Genomic DNA, 16,060 nt, shown 5'->3' with positions numbered 1-16,060 from the left:
GCTTTCGCGGGAATGATATAAAACGAGCCATTAATTCTTAAGACAATACAACCTTTTTAAAAAAGTGGATGCGGGTTTTTTATTGATTGCAAATATCCATTTGAAAGAGGCGAATTAAACAAAAGTGTTTTTTATCTTCATCAAGACAGTAGAAAAGTTGAAAAAAATCACCGAAAGAATCTGCATGGTAAGGATTAATCAGTAGGAGTTCTCAGTATTGTCTACGTGTCTTCCTAATTGTCATTGCAAGGAAATTGCATAGCAATTGACGAAGCAATCTCAGGAGTTTGTTATTATTTCATAAGATTGCCACACGGCTTACGGCTTGCTCGCAATGACGATTTGGGTATCCAAGCAAGTCTTTTGCAGGAATGGCAATGAGATCTTTATCACCTTTAAGAAATACAAAGTATAAATAAGTAGAATATGATAAAAGAACTATTAAATAGTAATTTAACTCTGTTGCTAAAGTCAAAAGAGTAGTGCAAGATATAGAACATTATGTAAAACAATGTAGCTTTGACAATGTTTTAAAATAGTCTATTTTTCTTGACTATTAAACTATTTTCGGTATCTACAAATAATACACTAAAAATTGTTAAATGGTTAGTTGAAGCAAAAAAGCAAATGTTAATATGTGTAGTGATATTTTGAAGGATACTCCTTGACATTTAGCCGCACGTCACGGAAATTACAAAGTAGCAGAATATCTAATATCAAAAGGCACTACAGTAAATGGGAACGATGGAGCTTGGCTAGGATCACCTTTATATGAAGTGGTAAGCACTTTAATGTAGCAATTACTTAAGAACGGAGCTAAGGTGGATCAAAGAAAATCCGGAGGAATACCTTTGCATGCGGTTGCTAAAAACGTTCGATGTACTTCTAAAGATATTCAGGATGATGAAATATATAAGCTGTTAGTATCATATGGTGCTGATATCAACGCAAAAGTAGAATTTAAAGGAGTAGGGTTTAGTATATATGATGGAAAAACGATATCAGAAATAGTAGAATTTAAATAGTATTCGTCGGTGAAAGTGAAGTATAATAACGGAAGAATAATGATGTTTTGAGATATCTTAACATATTTATAGGCATTGCCTAGAAATCGTTGATACCGTCATTGTAAGCGGCTGTAGGCTCCTGTTGCATGGATACCAAATCGTCATTGCAAGCGACTGTAAGGAGCGTGGCAATCCAGAAAAATGATAAAAATGCTATGCATTTTACTAGATTGCTTCGTCAATTACTTTATAATTTTCCTCGTAATGACGTAAACTTTTCAAATTATCAACTTTTTCTAGGCAATATTTATTTATCGACACGGTAGTTATTGACAAGTTTAGGAAAAAGTTTTATATTCCCCACAAGTTTAAGAAAAAGTTAATAGTATATGTCTAAAGCAAAAACAGCTTCCAAAAATAACCCGACTTCTAGGGAACAGGCTAAAGAATATTTTCATAACGGTCAGAAAATCAAACCAGTCAAGCTTATTGCTGCTCAAAAGTCTTTTCTAGCTGCCGAATATGAATCTTCCGGAGATTTAGTCGTAGGGAGCAATGGTCAGCCATTACCTTGGGGATTGGTTAAAAGCTTATCTTAATATTTTTACTTCTCAAAACCTCGTCAATAAATAATCGGGGGCATAGCTCAGGGGTAGAGCATCTGCTTTGCACGCAGAGGGTCAAGGGTTCGATTCCCTTTGCCTCCACCACTTCCGATAAGTGTTTCAAAGCTTTTTGAAATTTAGGGCTTTGAATATTCCTTTTGTTTTAATTTGCATCCCATGTCTTGCTAAAAAAATATTCTGTACCTACTATTGGCTATGGGAAGTATTTACAACAGCAGAATCTAGGCAAAAACAATAATCTACATACTTAAAAGCTTAGGTTACTATTACTTGAGAAAGAAATATACGAAGCTTTGCTAGAAACTCAGTAATTATAGCAGTGAAGAGAATAATAAATGATTAAATACAACTTATTTTCTTATAAATTAACAAAAAAATAAGGACATAACATGAGTGATACAACAAAAAATATAAATGCAAAGGGAGCAGCAAACATGGGTCTTGATAGTTGGCTTGGCGTTACTGTAGGTGATAATATTACTCACTCTTTTAGTTTAGATACTAATAGTAATATTATTTTAGGTATCACCGATACTAAAAACAAAGTCGTCCCCTGATGTAACGTGAAGTAAATTCATGTTGTGTGGTTCATTTTGTAAAATCGTACATGTATGAATATCACAATCACTTTCTGAATTATCTTCTTGTATATGGTTTCTGCCGCTACCACCTTCCATTAAGGATTTTAAGCTAGCAACTACTGGTAAAAGCTTTGTTTGGTGTTCCCAGCTATTATGTGATTTAGAAGTATTCCTTGAAGTATTAAGATTAGCTTTTTTGTGTTTTGATTGTTCAAATGGTGCGTAGGAATTAGATTGGTTTGTCAACTTTAGCTAATTTCTGCGTTTTATGTTACCTTATGCAATATTGCCGGATCTATATCTAGTTCAAATACTTTAATAAGTCTAGTATTGTTTTTACTTTAAATTGAAAATTATATTAAATATATTTGGTCTATCGAATAAAATAATGACCTACTTTTTCTAGGACTTGGAAATACCCAGTCGCTAATTATTTCTTTTGTGTCGGCTTCTTTTTGTCTTCTTTCTAATATATCTATAGCTGGTGGCAATAGTGGTATTACATGCGGTTTCCCATTTTTAGTATTTGGAATTTCCCAAGTCTTTTTTTCCAATTAATATCTTGCCACGCCATTGCCAATACATTTCCTTTCCTAGTGGCAGTATAAAGAGAAATACAAACATAATCTCTCATTAACGGTGTATAGCATTTTTAAATGCTTAGAAAAAGCTTGTATTTCTTTTTCTAATAAGTATCTAACTCGTTCTTCTTCATCATATATAGGGTTCTTTTCAAGAAAACCCCATGTAATAAGTTTATTAAATATTCTTTTAAACCTTTCCATTGCTACGTTTGCAGTTCTAAGTTTTTTAGCATTAGTTAAGTCATTACTTTAATTTGTACCTAGCGTTTATTTTTTTACCATAATAAAAAGTTTTACTACTGCCATAATATGCTATTAATACTAAGTCTTGTAATTTATCGTCTTTATATTTTACTTGACCTTCTTTGGGCATTGTAATTTTAATAAGCCCGCTATGTGTAAAATCAAGTGAGTCCTTAGTCATAATTATTTTTTAATTTAAATTTTATATTTAACCATAAGTTGACTGATATAACGCGATTAAAAAGGATATGCAAGTCCTAATTTTAAAAAATATTATGGCATTGCTAACTAAAAACAAATTAGTTAATAAATTAACATCATTGCAAAAAATTCATAGCAATTGACGAAATTATAATGTTCTCAATATGTCCCATTTAATTAAAATTTGACTTGGAATTTAATAATCATTGCTAGATAAGGCAATCTAAAATAGTATTCAAGGACTATTTGATTAAAACGTTATAATTATTAGGATTTCAAGGAGTAAATAAGAAGAAATTATGATAGTTCTCAAATTATATCAAAATAGATCCTCTGCCTGTCACGCAGAAGGCCGCGGGTTCAAGTCCCGTCATCACTCCCACCAAAGACTTATTAGGGTTTTAGGACTTTTCTAATTTCACTAAAAAATCCATATGTGTTCTATATGTGTTATTCAAGTTAAAATTTCTGACATATAACATCCTAAAAAGTCCATCTCTAACTGGTCTACAGAGGGAGGTTATATGACGGAAATTTTAACTTTCCCCTTCACTTTTGTCGATAATCGTGATACTATCTTTTACAATGTAGTTGACAATTTCATTCCATATGAGTGGCGAAATCTTACTAACAATTGTGGCAAGCGATTAAGTATCACCGCTCGTCAACTTTTGTCGCTGATAGTTTCTCGCCTACAATTTGATAACAAGAGGGATAAGCAAGTAGAAGAATTACAGGAAGGCTATCTTTTTTTTCAGCAAAAGCTAGGAGTTGGTCAAAGACGGGTAAGGCAATGTCTATTAGAACTGAAAGATAGTGGTTTGATTGATTTTTATTCAACTTTTGATTATACGTAATATGAGATGTCCTCATATTCAATGTATCAAACTTCTTAAAAATTTTGTCAGTTCCCGTAAAACTAATTATCACTCTAATCAACAAGAATTTTTAAAACAATCTGAAATAAACCATAACTCAATAGGTCAAAATATTCAGCCTAACCCGCAAAAAATTTCAGGTCAACCTGAAAAAAATTACACCTCAACTGAAAAAATTGAAAAAATTTTCCCCCACTCAATATAATAGATAATAATATATTTATATCTAGATATGGCAAAAAAAATTTTTTTGAAGAAAATTGTGGACAAAGTTTGGAAGAGAGTAAATCAACGGAAGAGCAAAGTTTACAATCGGAAGCAACGGTAAGTTCAGTAAGTAAGATACCACCCATAAATTCTAGTGAATCCTCTCCAATCAGCGATTCAGGCAGTGACTCAGACTCTGACTCAAAAGATGATGATGCAGGTAGTGGTGGGGTTAATCAACAATCTTGCCACAAATTTGCTGGTGTGATTAGTAAAATTACCAGCAAGGTTAAAGGTTGGGGTTTGCCTCAGAAGTTAGAAGAGTTTCATCCATTGACTGAAGACGATAGCGATGTGCTAAGAATGAGATCAGGACGTGACTTCAACTTGAGTTTTATCAACAAGTTGTTGATGAGACTAAGCGAGCAACGTCCCAATAATTACTTTTGCAATAAGCAAGCCGTGTTAAGTTACATAACTTTGGCTTTGATGCATGAAATGCGTCAACCGACATTGGCAAATAACGAGAGCTTTAAGTTCAAAATGGATGATACTACTAGGACTAGAGAGAGTTATTTGCAGAAGGTAGAAGCGAGTCTAGACACTAGTCCAACAAATCAACTGAAATATAAGATTGCTGGAGTCTTTGAGCGTGATACTGCATATAAGTTGCTGACTAGTTGTAGTTTCTTAGGGGTCTTTGGCGATGCATACAGGATTAAGCTAACACAGGATATTAGCTTGCTTGAGCATGAAAAAAGCAAATTATTCAATCAAGTACAAGCGGTATACGGCAACAAGGTACAGCACTTGGAGATTATTAACAAACTACCACAACTACCGATAAATCAAAATCAAGCTATTTAGGACTAAGCCAGCTAAATCCACAGTCAGTGTGGTACAAAGTACGGCAATATTTACTGGAATCTTATGGTGAATTTGTTGATAAAGCATGGTTTAGCCAGTTAGAAGTGGTTGAAGAGGATATGAGTTGCAAAAAAAACCATTCTCAAGCCAGCAACAGCCTTTATTGGTGATTACATTAAGCAGAAGTATGGTATGGATCTAAGGCATGCTTTTAACAGTCATAATTTTACTTTTAAGTTTATGAAAGTTGATAATGGTGCAATGGCAATTTAGAGAGATAGCACTTAAAGCTATTTTAAGCGTATTATAAGAAAAAAGGTATATTATAAATAACACTATTATACGAGCCTGTATTTGCGAAATTTTAAGATGTTATTTCAATAATTGACCAATTTGTTTTAAAAAAACATAGTTTAAAGTGATGAAACGTGAGAAAAGCGAAAATTTGAGTTGGCAGTTATAGTTTGATAAAACTAATTGTATTAGTTGAGAAGAAAATAATTACGATATGGTTAATAAATAATAGAAATTTGGTTAATGAAGGTGAAAAATACATATAGAACACATATGAAATTACAAGAATGTGTTAATTCTAAGAGTTATAGGGTTTACAAGACTTTAGTCTTCTGCCAGTTTGGCAAAGACTCTTGCCCTAAATTAGTTATTGATAGCTATTTTAGCAAGATTTTATACTATTTTTAGTGGTTTTTTCATTTTTTTTGCAAAAATAAACTTCGTAAAGTCAATAGGGGGCTATGCGGCATAAAATCAAGTGTAGGGGGGGGCTTTTTGTAAACTTTTTTTTAAGGTAATTAATCGCTTATTATTAATAATTTTTATTTTTTTATTACTAGCAATAATTTGTGTTATTTGATAAAATTAAATCTAAAAAAAGGGAAAGTTATGAGTAATATTAAAACTAAGTTTTACATACCATTGGTGTCACTACTTGGTATATTCATTTATTTACTAAATTATTTTAATAAAATATCTCAGTGTTCTTTAATATTTGTGTGTTTAGCTTTAACTACCAATATTATATCTGAGCTATATAGTAGAAAGAAAGCTTTGAGTGCTGTGGCGTTATGTATAATAGTAAGTTTTGGTTTGTTATGGAACTTCAATTATTATATTCATGGTCGTGTTATTAAAGGAGTTGTTTTTGCATCTTTTGTATCTGTATTATTATCAACATATTGTAGTACAAGTGTATTTTCACAACTTAAGCCAAGATGTTCTTTGAATACAAGAAATTTTGCTAGTTTAATAATCTGTGCGGTCGTAGATGGTATTGTGATGTCAGGATTTTTTATAAATGTATTCTCTACAAGTAGAGTTTTTTCGATATTTTATAAAGAAGTATCATATAAATGTGCATATTCATTAACAGTTTATATATGTATATTTTTAGTTCAAAAATTATATGGCAATAATTGGAGTATCCGCGAACTGAAAAATTTTTGAGTAAAAATATATAGCTAACCTCAGCTCGATGTAACAAGCTATATAGCAAATTCAGTATTCCTGTGAAGGCTGATATAGTATTCTTGGCTATAAGAATATAAAAATGTAGGACGTAATTCATTTGCAAGTAACACTGAAAGCGCTATAATATAAGATATTACAGGTATTCTATGGATTATTAATGATCAAGAATTACAGTTTATTTGAAAAATATTTAGAAAAGATATCATCCAACACTATCAGCAAGTTTTGCTCAATAGATAAGATCTCTAGTTTTCTGTTATATCTTGGAGAGTGTGGCAACATCATTACTGCTGTTAGCAAGGCTGGGTGTATTTCGCCGCTTATGTTACACCGGATCATTCACAGTGATAAGTATCTAAACAAATGTGTTAATTTAGTTTTGCAATGTGCAGTAGATAGAGCAGAAGAGGTTTTGTATGATCGAGCTATTAACGGCTATGAGGAAATAACCTATAACAATTATTAATAGCAATGGCGAACTTGGAGGCTATGGCGGGGGGATTACATCGTAAAAAATGGCTTATTGAACATGAGAGAAAATTTACAACAAATTAGAAATATTTTACTTGAGAATGCTACTATTCCTGTAGAACGTAGAACGCTATTCTTGAAAACTAGAGAAGGAGAGTATGACCTACCGTGCCGACTTTATGTATAATAGCTAAAAGTTATTATAATTTGGATATGGAGGATTGAAGCCGACTTATTACTTTAGAATTTAATGAAGAGAGATTTTTAGCGTTAGCTATTTTGATTATGCAATATCAGACAGCATAAGATAAAGAGTTTTTGTATAATTTTTATTTAAACAATATAAAACACGTAAATAATTTTAATGATAAACATGATTTAATGCATAAAACAGTAGGTTGGATGCTACGTGAAGCAGGAAAAAAGATGAAAAACAATTAATAGATTTTTTGGATCGCTATACTTTACAAATGCCCAGAACCGCAGTTCGTTATGCTATAGAGAGATTACTACAAGAATTGTACAAAAAATATCTTTTAAAAAACTAGATTTATATTTAATCTATGCTAATATTTAATTTTAATTTATTAAGGGTATTATTATGCTAAAAACATTACTAATTAGTTTTATAACTTTAATTTGTGCAGTAAGCTATGCTGATAACCAAACAGCTCAAAATCCTAATTCTACAAATTCTTCTTCTGATCAGTCCGATGATTTACCTGCAGAGGCAGCCGTTCACTTTGTACAGCCTTGGGCAAGACCTACAACAAACGTGCAAGGTAAAGTTCACAATTCTGCTATGTATTTTACATTAATAAATAGTAGAAGTAAGAGTTATAATTTAGTGAATATATCTTCAGATAAGATAAGTGGAATAGAAATTCATCAAACAATTAATGATCAAGGGGTTAGTAAAATGGTAAAAGTGGATTATCCATTTTTAATTGCTGGTAATATTAATGTTGATTTTAAGCCCGGTGGCATGCATATTATGCTTTATGACCCAAAAGTAGATTTAAATGTAGGAGATGAGTTTAAAATAACCTTTTTCTTTGATGACAATACACACAAAATAGTGAATGTTAAAGTCGCAAATGACAATCCATATAATAAAACGGGGAATTGAGGGTTATTGTTACATGGTGCACTCTTCTATGTCATGTCCGCAAAGACAGGAATCCAGTAAAACCTATAAAAAGCTTGTTTTTTAGGTTTAATGTGTAATTTTTATATCAATATTAAGGTTATTTTTTCTGGATTTCGGCTTTTAGCTAAGAATGACATAGGACACTATACACATGACCCTAGAAATTACCGGAAGTGAGTTAATTAAATCTAAACTTATAGATGCTCCTGAACATTCAGGGGTTTATCGAATGTTTGACGTTAACAAGCAAGTTATTTATGTCGGTAAAGCTAAAAATTTAAAGAAACGCCTTACTAATTACATTAAAAGCAATTTGGATAATAAGACACTTCGGATGATTGCAAATACTTGTTTTTTAGAGTATAGCATCACTAATTCCGAAGTTGAAGCACTACTTTTAGAAGCACAGCTAATCAAGAAATTTCAGCCAAAATTTAATATTCTTCTTAAGGACTGCAAGTCTTTTCCTTTCATTAAGTTACGTTTAGATCATGATTTCCCACAATTACTAAAGTATCGAGGTAAAACTCTAAGTGACGGAAAGTTTTTTGGTCCTTTTGCCTCGAGTGCAGCAGTTAATACTACTTTGACCGAACTACAAAAAATTTTTAAATTACGTTCCTGCGCGGATCATTATTTTAATTCACGTACTCGCCCTTGCTTACAATATGAAATAAAACGTTGTTATGCTCCTTGCGTTGGTAAAATAAATAAGGAAGACTATAGAGACTTAGTAACTCAGGTTAAAGATTTCTTACAAGGTCGCACTAAAGAACTCCAAGAGAACCTATCTAGAAAGATGGAAGAGCTAAGTAGTCAGATGTGTTTTGAAAGGGCAGCAGAAATTAGAGATCGCATTAAAGCACTTAGTTATGTGCAGCTTAAGGCAGAGATTTCAGATGTCGTTAAAGACGCAGATATAATTGCTATTGTGGAAAAGAACGGGCATTATTGCGTGGAAGTGTTTTTATATAGGGCAGGGCAAGCATGCGGTAATATTCCTTATTTTCCTACTTCTGCCGCAAATAGTACCAAAGAAGAAGTATTAGAATATTTTTTATTACAATTTTACCAAAAACAACACGTGCCTGCGGCAATTATAATTAATCATAAAATTAATGATAAAGAGAATGTGATAGAGGCGATTAAGAAAATCAACAATATACTTCAGCTTAATATTACAGTACCTAATAAAGGCGGTAAGGCTAAATTAGTTCAAAATGCCGAGACAAATGCTTTATTTTCTCTAGAGCAGTATTTGAAGAAATTTACAAAAAATCAAGAGATTATGTTTGAAATTAAAGAGCTATTTGGTCTTTCTGAAATTCCTGAAAGAATTGAGATTTATGATAATAGCCATATTCAAGGTAAGTTTGCGGTTGGAGTGATGGTAGTTGCTGGTAAAGTCGGTTTTGATAAAAAAGAATATCGGATTTTTAATGTCAATGCTTCCTCTCTCGTATGTCATTCCCGCGAAAGCAGAGATCCAAAAAGGTTAATGGATTTCCGCTTTCGCGGGAATGGCATAAAGAACTACAGGGGTGACATAAAAGGTGACGATTATGAGATGCTCCGGCAAGTCCTAACAAGGCGGCTTACAAGGTTAAGGCAAGAGCCGCATAAATTGCCAAGCTTAATGATTATAGACGGCGGCAAAGGGCATTTAGGTGTCGTTAAAGAGGTAATGGATAAATTTGAAATGAATATTCCTTTTGTTTGTATGTCAAAAGGAGTAGATAGAAATGCTGGTTTTGAACAGTTCCATGTGATAGGTAAGGCAGTATTTACTCTAGATAAGAATTTGCCGGTTATGAAATATTTACAAATCTTGCGAGATGAGGCACATAATTTTGCCATAAAGAATCATAGACTAGGTAGATCACGTGCTATAAAAATATCAAGCCTTGACGATATAGAGGGCGTAGGTGAAACTCGAAAAAAAGCATTACTGCATTATTTCGGTTCGTATAAAGCAGTATGCGATGCAACCATAGATGAGCTTGCTAAAGTAAATGGTATTAACAAGTCACTTGCTGAGATGATTTTTAATGTTTTGCATAGAAAAAACTAATATTATAACTCATGCAAAACCTAGTTGTATGAGTCGCGATGTCATTCCCGCGGAGGCGGGAATCCAGTCACTAAAAAGTCTAGACATACTAAATTTTAAAAATTAAAAGCTCGATTTTCCTACTTGTCACTGAATTCCCGCTTCCGCAGGAATGACATCGAGCAGGTTTCTGGATTCATGCAATAAGGCTAGTTTTTTATATCCTCAATAGGATTTTTAAATTCTTGGCATACTTCGCCTATTAATTTAGGTTCATCATTCTGAGATAAATCATTAATATTAAATTTAGTTAAGTCAGGATAATATGGAGTCATTGTACCATGAATGGAATAATTTAAAGCTCCTGTCATTAAAGAGTTAACAGCATCATTTTTTTTGCTTAGTAGAGTAATACATATTACGCATATTTTCTGAATATGTAGCTATATCAGCTAAAGTGCTGCCATTAACGTCATCACATGAAATAAGCTTAAATTTTATTCTCCCATTTTCGTCTTCAATAGGAATTATTATGCTATATTTTCCTTCAATACTATTTTGCTTAGACATAAAATCCTCATAATTCAATTATTAACCTTGAGTTAATATGTTAAATTATTAAAACTTCAAGTAAATAGATAATATATTTTATATGGCTTTCCTCGTAATGACATTAGAATAACACCATCCTAGAATAAATATCATAAGACTCACCATCGTCCCTATAAACGCTCCTCTAAGGTTGAAATATTGCAACGATAAAGAATAATATTCCCATATTAAGAAGATAGCTGCTCCGCCAAGTGATGATAAGACCATTATAGTTTTAGATGTTCTGATACCAAAAAGTGTTGTTATTAACGGTACTAATATTACCGGTCCCCAGAAACCAGTGAAGAATACTACTAAGTCAATTACATTACTAAATTTTAAAGCTACAATTATTGCAAAACTTCCTATTATAACGTTAATAATTCGAGCAATTAATAATAATTTTTGCTGATTTTTAATCTTAAAAATAGGATTGATGATATCTTTAACAATAGCTATAGAAGTAACGTTTAAATCAGAATCAGCAGTAGATATAACGGCAGCTAAGAGTCCGCTCATTACTATCCCTTGAATTAAAGTTGGGATGATTTGGTTGATTAAATAAAGTAATACTAAATTTGACGGTTGGTTTGGATAAAGCTTATAAGCAATTAAACCATTTAAAGTAATGCAAATCAAGAAGAAAAAATATATAGCGGATTTTGCATATATTGCTTTAGTTGTTTGTGTAGGATTTTTATTAATTAAAGCTCTTTGAATGAATGTAGGATATAGATTCATGACGCTAAAGCTTAAAGCTGCTGCAATTGTATAAGAAAATAGGTTGCTCTGATCAAAATTTGTATTTTCCGTAGGTAGGTTATTAATAAAATTTACAAAACCGATTTTATTTAAACTGATAAAAGTTATGGTTGGTATAGCGATTATCATCGCCAAAAATTGTAGTAAGTTAGTAAAAATAATAGATTGTAAACCGCCTATTGTAGTATATATAAGTACTATACTATAACTTAAAATTACCCCATTTACATCATTTATTTCTAAGATATATTGAAAAATATAGCCGCTAACGCTTATTTGAGCAGCCAAAAACCCCACTGAAACGATAACCGCACTAACCCCTCCGATAAAACGACCTATATTACCGTAATATGTACTCAGGATATCACCGATGCTTTCAACTCCGTAATGTTTGGCAATTAAAGGTACTATATAGATTGCAATTAATATATCTATAGGTATTGTAAGTATAAGAGCGTAAGCATAATATTCATGCCCCAAAAAAGTCTTTTCCATAATGCCAAAAGTGGTGGCTCCTCCGACAGAACTTACAAATATCGTAGCTATTAATAACAGCTTACTATTTTTCGCTTTACTTTCAACATTTGCATAGTTCTTAAAACTACTATGTTTAGCTCGGTAATATATACCAATAAGTAGAATAGATATTAAGTATATGAATACGATAATATTATCAATAGGTAAATTAAACATAAATTAGATTTTAAAGCTCAAACTTAGCATTTGTTCACAATATATAGTCAAGAATGCTAGATTTATAATTATGTGTCGTAATCTGTTCCAAGAAGTTCAGTATTCAGTGTCCAAATATCTTGGTTGGGATCATGTTTATATATTTTACCGTGGGGTTTAATTTTTTTTTTAGTAGTTTTTTTCTTTAGGGGATAGTTAGCGTTTGATTGAGTTGTAGTTTTTATATTTTTACAATATTTATGTATTTTAAAAATACTTATTTTAAGTTGCGGCATAATTAACCTTTATTTATGTAAAAAATAAAATCATTATTAACATTAATCAATAATTATTTCAAATAAAACATAATAAAAATTAATAAGTCAATATTTTTTAAATTAACCTATATTAAAATAGTTCTATAGGTCATTATTGAGTATGTTTAAGAAACCTATTCATGTACTTCACCAGCTAATTCAAGTCCCAACTCTTCAGGATTTTCGTCAGCAACCACAACAATTTTAGATATTTTGGAACCTGTATAGAAATTTGTAGTATCATTTAATTTTTCTATATCTTTAGTGGTAACAAGAGAATTATCTATTGTGCTAGAATTATTATTTTGAGACGCTATTGCAAGGCTTAAAAAAGCTTTTAATTCAGGTTTATCATCGGGTACTAATCCTATTAGTTTTTTATCTCGATGATCTGCTCCATATATTATTAGTAATTTAACCATTTCTGTGTAGCCTTCATGAGCAACTAATTTAAGAGGTGTATATCCATCTAAATCTTTTAACTCGGTTGAAGCTCCTTTTTCTAGTAAAAATTCAGCTATATCATAAAGTTTGCGGTAAATAGCCTTATGTAGAACCGTGTGATTAAACGAATCTTGAATATTGATATCATCACCTTGATCTAAAACCTTTTTTATAAGATGTTTTAGTTGAGTGGTTTGAAAAAACTTGGATTGGTAAAAAGAATATGCCCCATAAGTGATGTGAAACTGTTCGAATAGTTTATCTAGTGTAATGTAGCCGGAGTCTTGTGCAGAAGATGAAGATATCAGTGGTACTTCTTGAATGGCCGATAAACTAATGCTAGGGATAAAATTGGAAGAAGAAATAGGAGTTAGGGTGTCGTCTTGCTCTAGTAAGGTAATATCCAGACACTATACCTGTATCATAAGAAGATGTTTGTTCTGTTATTAGAATAGCCATGTTTGTTTCTATTTCTCTAACTTTAGCCATAAAATTACTATAATCATTTACCTTAAATTAATATATTAAATAATATGAATTTTCAAAGTGAAAATCACTTAAAAAAATCCATAAAATCATTGGATTAAGCTTTGTTGTGTGGTTCGATGTTATTCCTGTATGGTGTTGTTGTGTGGATCAATTTCTCCTCTGTCCTCCCGCGACTTGATCGCGGAATCCATTCTAAAATACTAATATTATTAGTATTTTAAATTATTTTTTTGGATACCGTGGTCAAGCCATGGTATGACATCTTAATAATTTACTTCATCCTTGTTAAAAACCCTTGACTCCTTGATATTCCTATAATATCCTATAGTTTCCCATTAAATCCCAAATTAACCCAAATTATACCCATGAATGTATTTTTATCTAAGTATGTAAATGGTGTTGATAAAAAGAGTAGGGTGTCGGTACCGGCGAATTACCGTGCGGTACTAGGGAAAGAATTATTTAACGGTGTAATTGCTTATCCGTCGATTAGGAATAATTGTATAGAGGTGTGCGGTATTTCGCATATCGAGAAATTAAGGCAGATGATAGAGACACTTGATCCTTATTCCGAGGAGCGTGATGCGTTTGAGACTATGATATTCGGGGAAGCTGTACAACTTCCCTTTGATGGGGAGGGAAGAGTTATATTGCCGCAATCTTTAATGAAGCATGCAGGAATCGAAGAGCAAGCATGTTTTGTAGGTAAAGGGGTAATTTTTGAGATTTGGCAGCCGCAGAATTTTGAGAAATATTTAAATGCCGCTCAAAAAATTGCTCATGAAAAGCGGTTAACTCTAAGGAATGCTCATTAATGATACAATCTCACGTGCCTGTAATGCTAAATGAAATGTTAGAGGCCTTAAGCCCAAAAGACGGTGAGTCTTATTTAGATTGTACGTTTGGAGCAGGAGGGTATAGCAAAGCAATATTAGAAAGCTGTAACTGTTATGTCACAGCCTTGGATCGTGATCCAAACGTGATTAAAAGAGCTGAAGAAATTCAGCAAAATTATAGTGAGAGATTTGATTTTGTAGAAACAAATTTTGCAGATAGTTTTGCAAAGCTTAAGGGAAAAAAATTTGATGGGATAGTACTGGATTTAGGCGTTTCATCAATGCAGTTAGATATAGTAGATAGAGGATTTTCGTTTTTGCATGACGGACCACTCGATATGCGTATGAGTGGGCAAGGGCTTAGTGCCGAGGAGTTTGTAAATACGGCAGAGGAAAAAGAGCTAGCTGACGTAATTTACCAATACGGAGATGAGAGCTTTTCACGAAGAATTGCTAAGAGAATTGTAGAATATAGAAAAACGGCGAGAATTGATAGTACATGCAAGTTAGCTAAGATTGTTAGAAGTAGTATAGGATTTAGAAAAGGCAAAATTGATCCTGCAACTAAAACCTTTCAAGCCATTAGGATTTATGTAAATGATGAGCTTGGGGAGTTAGAGCAGTTTTTAGTGAATGTAAAAAATATATTAAAGAAAGACGGACGTTTAGTTGTGGTGTCTTTTCACTCTTTAGAAGATAGGATAGTTAAGAATTTTTTTAAAGAAAATTCGGGAAAGCCGGTAGTAAGATCAAAATATGCTAAAGACGACGTGACGATTGATCCAAATAAGTGGCTTAAGATTATTACTAACAAAGCTCTAGCACCGTCAGATAAAGAAGTAGGGCTAAATATTAGAGCGAGATCGGCAAAACTTCGAGCAGCAAAAGCGATATATGAGTAATTAATTATGAGTATAAGAAAGCTTCACTATTTAACATTATTGATAACAATTATAGTAATATGTAGTTTGTTTAGCATAAAGGAGCGAGTTTCAACTCTTGATTATCAATTAAGTAGCGTTGTAAAACAGATAAATAGTGAGAATAATAATATTCATATTTTAAAAGCAGAGCAAGCTTATCTACTTTTGCCGGCTAGGTTGGCAAAACTTGCGGAGGCTTATTTAAAATTAGAAACAGTTAAATCTTATCAAATGATAAAAGACCCGTTAGGGCCAAATATCGATCAAAATATTAAATTTAATCATAACATTAGTATTTCCAAGAGTGGTAAATGGCGTTATAAAAGAATTACAAATAATAAGTATATACAGACTGTTTCGAGTAGAGTAAAGGATACTCAATGAACTTCAAAAACTGGCTACGTCATCCTACAAGTACTATGGTACTCACGTATTTAAGTATACGCTCCGTTCCTCGTCTTGTGGATTCCTTGCTTTTTGAAGGTAGGATTGTTGCATAGCTTGGAAAAAGCGTTCGATGTCATTCCCGCGTAGGCGGGAATCTAGAGTAAAGCGAGATAAATTGAGCTTTTCAAAAAATCTTGATTTCAAAGATTTTTGATTTTTCAAATCAAGTTTTGAAAAGGTTTTAAAATACTGGATTCCTGCTTCCGCGGGAATGACATAAGGATTG

The 16,060-nt window shown here is 32.2% G+C and carries 21 protein-coding genes, 1 tRNA gene and 5 pseudogenes; 17 read left to right on the top strand and 10 right to left on the bottom strand.

The window, feature by feature from the left end:
- Positions 1-298 precede the first annotated feature (298 nt).
- Complete coding sequence (locus QUD19_RS06495) at positions 299-475, bottom strand: hypothetical protein (protein ID WP_498808069.1); 177 nt, start codon at positions 473-475, stop codon at positions 299-301.
- A 223-nt stretch (positions 476-698) separates the two neighbouring features.
- Between QUD19_RS06495 and QUD19_RS06490 the strand changes: the two are divergent.
- The 5 genes and pseudogenes from QUD19_RS06490 to QUD19_RS06470 all read left to right on the top strand — a co-directional run.
- Positions 699-797: pseudogene (locus QUD19_RS06490) on the top strand (ankyrin repeat domain-containing protein); the annotation flags it as partial.
- A 24-nt stretch (positions 798-821) separates the two neighbouring features.
- Positions 822-1,065: pseudogene (locus tag QUD19_RS06485) on the top strand (hypothetical protein).
- Between the two features lie 331 nt (positions 1,066-1,396).
- Positions 1,397-1,606 carry a hypothetical protein gene (locus QUD19_RS06480; RefSeq protein WP_004998070.1) on the top strand — a complete coding sequence of 70 codons (210 nt, stop codon included), beginning with the start codon at positions 1,397-1,399 and terminating at the stop codon, positions 1,604-1,606.
- Positions 1,607-1,642: 36 nt separating this feature from the next.
- A tRNA-Ala gene (locus QUD19_RS06475) sits at positions 1,643-1,717 on the top strand.
- 305 nt (positions 1,718-2,022) lie between these two features.
- A complete protein-coding gene (locus tag QUD19_RS06470; RefSeq protein ID WP_498808717.1) occupies positions 2,023-2,190 on the top strand; it encodes a hypothetical protein in 168 nt (55 codons plus the stop codon).
- On the opposite strand, the gene QUD19_RS06465 is transcribed toward QUD19_RS06470, so the two are convergent.
- The 3 genes from QUD19_RS06465 to QUD19_RS06455 form a co-directional block, all read right to left on the bottom strand.
- Positions 2,152-2,460, bottom strand: coding sequence for a hypothetical protein (locus QUD19_RS06465; protein WP_498808068.1), 309 nt, complete (start codon positions 2,458-2,460; stop codon positions 2,152-2,154). The genes QUD19_RS06470 and QUD19_RS06465 overlap by 39 nt on opposite strands.
- Positions 2,461-2,567: 107 nt before the next feature.
- Positions 2,568-2,768, bottom strand: coding sequence for a hypothetical protein (locus QUD19_RS06460; protein WP_498808067.1), 201 nt, complete (start codon positions 2,766-2,768; stop codon positions 2,568-2,570).
- A 274-nt stretch (positions 2,769-3,042) separates the two neighbouring features.
- Positions 3,043-3,222, bottom strand: coding sequence for a hypothetical protein (locus tag QUD19_RS06455; protein ID WP_498808066.1), 180 nt, complete (start codon positions 3,220-3,222; stop codon positions 3,043-3,045).
- A gap of 544 nt (positions 3,223-3,766) precedes the next feature.
- Here QUD19_RS06455 and QUD19_RS06450 point away from each other — a divergent pair.
- From QUD19_RS06450 to uvrC, 9 genes and pseudogenes are all read left to right on the top strand, one after another.
- Complete coding sequence (locus tag QUD19_RS06450; protein ID WP_498808065.1) at positions 3,767-4,099, top strand: hypothetical protein; 333 nt, start codon at positions 3,767-3,769, stop codon at positions 4,097-4,099.
- A 1-nt stretch (position 4,100) separates the two neighbouring features.
- Positions 4,101-4,325 (top strand): hypothetical protein, encoded by a 225-nt coding sequence (locus QUD19_RS06445; RefSeq protein ID WP_498808064.1) that lies wholly within the window; start codon positions 4,101-4,103, stop codon positions 4,323-4,325.
- 68 nt (positions 4,326-4,393) lie between these two features.
- Complete coding sequence (locus QUD19_RS06440; RefSeq protein ID WP_498808063.1) at positions 4,394-5,194, top strand: hypothetical protein; 801 nt, start codon at positions 4,394-4,396, stop codon at positions 5,192-5,194.
- Positions 5,195-6,097: 903 nt separating this feature from the next.
- The gene (locus QUD19_RS06435) at positions 6,098-6,658 is read left to right on the top strand and encodes a VUT family protein (RefSeq protein ID WP_498808062.1); all 561 of its coding nucleotides are present in this window, start codon (positions 6,098-6,100) and stop codon (positions 6,656-6,658) included.
- A 181-nt stretch (positions 6,659-6,839) separates the two neighbouring features.
- Positions 6,840-7,148, top strand: coding sequence for a hypothetical protein (locus QUD19_RS06430; RefSeq protein ID WP_498808061.1), 309 nt, complete (start codon positions 6,840-6,842; stop codon positions 7,146-7,148).
- Between the two features lie 63 nt (positions 7,149-7,211).
- Positions 7,212-7,378, top strand: a pseudogene (locus tag QUD19_RS06425) (DNA alkylation repair protein).
- A gap of 9 nt (positions 7,379-7,387) precedes the next feature.
- Positions 7,388-7,701, top strand: a pseudogene (locus QUD19_RS06420) (DNA alkylation repair protein).
- A gap of 53 nt (positions 7,702-7,754) precedes the next feature.
- Positions 7,755-8,282 (top strand): copper chaperone PCu(A)C, encoded by a 528-nt coding sequence (locus QUD19_RS06415; RefSeq protein ID WP_498808060.1) that lies wholly within the window; start codon positions 7,755-7,757, stop codon positions 8,280-8,282.
- 172 nt (positions 8,283-8,454) lie between these two features.
- Positions 8,455-10,374, top strand: coding sequence for an excinuclease ABC subunit UvrC (uvrC, locus tag QUD19_RS06410; protein ID WP_498808059.1), 1,920 nt, complete (start codon positions 8,455-8,457; stop codon positions 10,372-10,374).
- A 188-nt stretch (positions 10,375-10,562) separates the two neighbouring features.
- Here the strand turns inward: uvrC and QUD19_RS06405 are convergent, their stop codons facing one another.
- The 6 genes and pseudogenes from QUD19_RS06405 to QUD19_RS06380 all read right to left on the bottom strand — a co-directional run.
- Positions 10,563-10,724 (bottom strand): hypothetical protein, encoded by a 162-nt coding sequence (locus QUD19_RS06405; RefSeq protein WP_498808058.1) that lies wholly within the window; start codon positions 10,722-10,724, stop codon positions 10,563-10,565.
- A gap of 16 nt (positions 10,725-10,740) precedes the next feature.
- Positions 10,741-10,923: a hypothetical protein gene (locus QUD19_RS06400; RefSeq protein WP_498808057.1), complete on the bottom strand. Its 183-nt coding sequence runs from the start codon at positions 10,921-10,923 to the stop codon at positions 10,741-10,743.
- Between the two features lie 78 nt (positions 10,924-11,001).
- A complete protein-coding gene (locus tag QUD19_RS06395; RefSeq protein WP_498808056.1) occupies positions 11,002-12,399 on the bottom strand; it encodes a sodium:solute symporter family protein in 1,398 nt (465 codons plus the stop codon).
- A 68-nt stretch (positions 12,400-12,467) separates the two neighbouring features.
- Positions 12,468-12,674, bottom strand: a complete 207-nt coding sequence (locus QUD19_RS06390; protein ID WP_498808055.1) for a hypothetical protein — start codon at positions 12,672-12,674, stop codon at positions 12,468-12,470.
- Between the two features lie 155 nt (positions 12,675-12,829).
- Positions 12,830-13,117: a hypothetical protein gene (locus QUD19_RS06385; RefSeq protein WP_498808054.1), complete on the bottom strand. Its 288-nt coding sequence runs from the start codon at positions 13,115-13,117 to the stop codon at positions 12,830-12,832.
- A 3-nt stretch (positions 13,118-13,120) separates the two neighbouring features.
- Positions 13,121-13,276 (bottom strand): annotated as a pseudogene (locus tag QUD19_RS06380) (ankyrin repeat domain-containing protein); the annotation flags it as partial.
- Positions 13,277-13,993: 717 nt separating this feature from the next.
- Here QUD19_RS06380 and mraZ point away from each other — a divergent pair.
- The 3 genes from mraZ to ftsL are packed head-to-tail and all read left to right on the top strand — an operon-like array spanning position 13,994 to position 15,771.
- Positions 13,994-14,443 carry a division/cell wall cluster transcriptional repressor MraZ gene (mraZ, locus tag QUD19_RS06375; RefSeq protein ID WP_498808053.1) on the top strand — a complete coding sequence of 150 codons (450 nt, stop codon included), beginning with the start codon at positions 13,994-13,996 and terminating at the stop codon, positions 14,441-14,443.
- On the top strand, positions 14,443-15,366 hold the full coding sequence (gene rsmH / locus QUD19_RS06370) for a 16S rRNA (cytosine(1402)-N(4))-methyltransferase RsmH (protein ID WP_498808052.1): 924 nt from the start codon (positions 14,443-14,445) through the stop codon (positions 15,364-15,366). Before mraZ ends, rsmH begins: the two co-directional genes overlap by 1 nt.
- A 6-nt stretch (positions 15,367-15,372) precedes the next feature.
- Positions 15,373-15,771, top strand: a complete 399-nt coding sequence (gene ftsL / locus QUD19_RS06365; protein WP_498808051.1) for a cell division protein FtsL — start codon at positions 15,373-15,375, stop codon at positions 15,769-15,771.
- Positions 15,772-16,060: the final 289 nt, after the last annotated feature.

It is taken from the genome of Candidatus Rickettsia kotlanii, assembly GCA_030295365.1.
Lineage (GTDB): Bacteria > Pseudomonadota > Alphaproteobacteria > Rickettsiales > Rickettsiaceae > Rickettsia > Rickettsia kotlanii.
Note: the sequence above shows the minus strand (reverse complement) of the source record. Positions and strands in the feature narration are given on the sequence as shown.

What these genes read in the sequence shown, in the direction of transcription:
- QUD19_RS06480 (WP_004998070.1), top strand. Translation starts at nt 1,397, where the DNA reads ATGTCTAAAGCAAAAACAGCTTCCAAAAATAACCCGACTTCTAGGGAA.
- QUD19_RS06470 (WP_498808717.1), top strand. Translation starts at nt 2,023, where the DNA reads ATGAGTGATACAACAAAAAATATAAATGCAAAGGGAGCAGCAAACATG.
- QUD19_RS06455 (WP_498808066.1), bottom strand. Translation starts at nt 3,222, where the DNA reads ATGACTAAGGACTCACTTGATTTTACACATAGCGGGCTTATTAAAATT.
- QUD19_RS06450 (WP_498808065.1), top strand. Translation starts at nt 3,767, where the DNA reads ATGACGGAAATTTTAACTTTCCCCTTCACTTTTGTCGATAATCGTGAT.
- QUD19_RS06445 (WP_498808064.1), top strand. Translation starts at nt 4,101, where the DNA reads ATGAGATGTCCTCATATTCAATGTATCAAACTTCTTAAAAATTTTGTC.
- QUD19_RS06435 (WP_498808062.1), top strand. Translation starts at nt 6,098, where the DNA reads ATGAGTAATATTAAAACTAAGTTTTACATACCATTGGTGTCACTACTT.
- QUD19_RS06430 (WP_498808061.1), top strand. Translation starts at nt 6,840, where the DNA reads ATGATCAAGAATTACAGTTTATTTGAAAAATATTTAGAAAAGATATCA.
- QUD19_RS06415 (WP_498808060.1), top strand. Translation starts at nt 7,755, where the DNA reads ATGCTAAAAACATTACTAATTAGTTTTATAACTTTAATTTGTGCAGTA.
- uvrC (WP_498808059.1), top strand. Translation starts at nt 8,455, where the DNA reads ATGACCCTAGAAATTACCGGAAGTGAGTTAATTAAATCTAAACTTATA.
- QUD19_RS06405 (WP_498808058.1), bottom strand. Translation starts at nt 10,724, where the DNA reads ATGACAGGAGCTTTAAATTATTCCATTCATGGTACAATGACTCCATAT.
- QUD19_RS06400 (WP_498808057.1), bottom strand. Translation starts at nt 10,923, where the DNA reads ATGTCTAAGCAAAATAGTATTGAAGGAAAATATAGCATAATAATTCCT.
- QUD19_RS06395 (WP_498808056.1), bottom strand. Translation starts at nt 12,399, where the DNA reads ATGTTTAATTTACCTATTGATAATATTATCGTATTCATATACTTAATA.
- QUD19_RS06390 (WP_498808055.1), bottom strand. Translation starts at nt 12,674, where the DNA reads ATGCCGCAACTTAAAATAAGTATTTTTAAAATACATAAATATTGTAAA.
- QUD19_RS06385 (WP_498808054.1), bottom strand. Translation starts at nt 13,117, where the DNA reads ATGGTTAAATTACTAATAATATATGGAGCAGATCATCGAGATAAAAAA.
- mraZ (WP_498808053.1), top strand. Translation starts at nt 13,994, where the DNA reads ATGAATGTATTTTTATCTAAGTATGTAAATGGTGTTGATAAAAAGAGT.
- rsmH (WP_498808052.1), top strand. Translation starts at nt 14,443, where the DNA reads ATGATACAATCTCACGTGCCTGTAATGCTAAATGAAATGTTAGAGGCC.
- ftsL (WP_498808051.1), top strand. Translation starts at nt 15,373, where the DNA reads ATGAGTATAAGAAAGCTTCACTATTTAACATTATTGATAACAATTATA.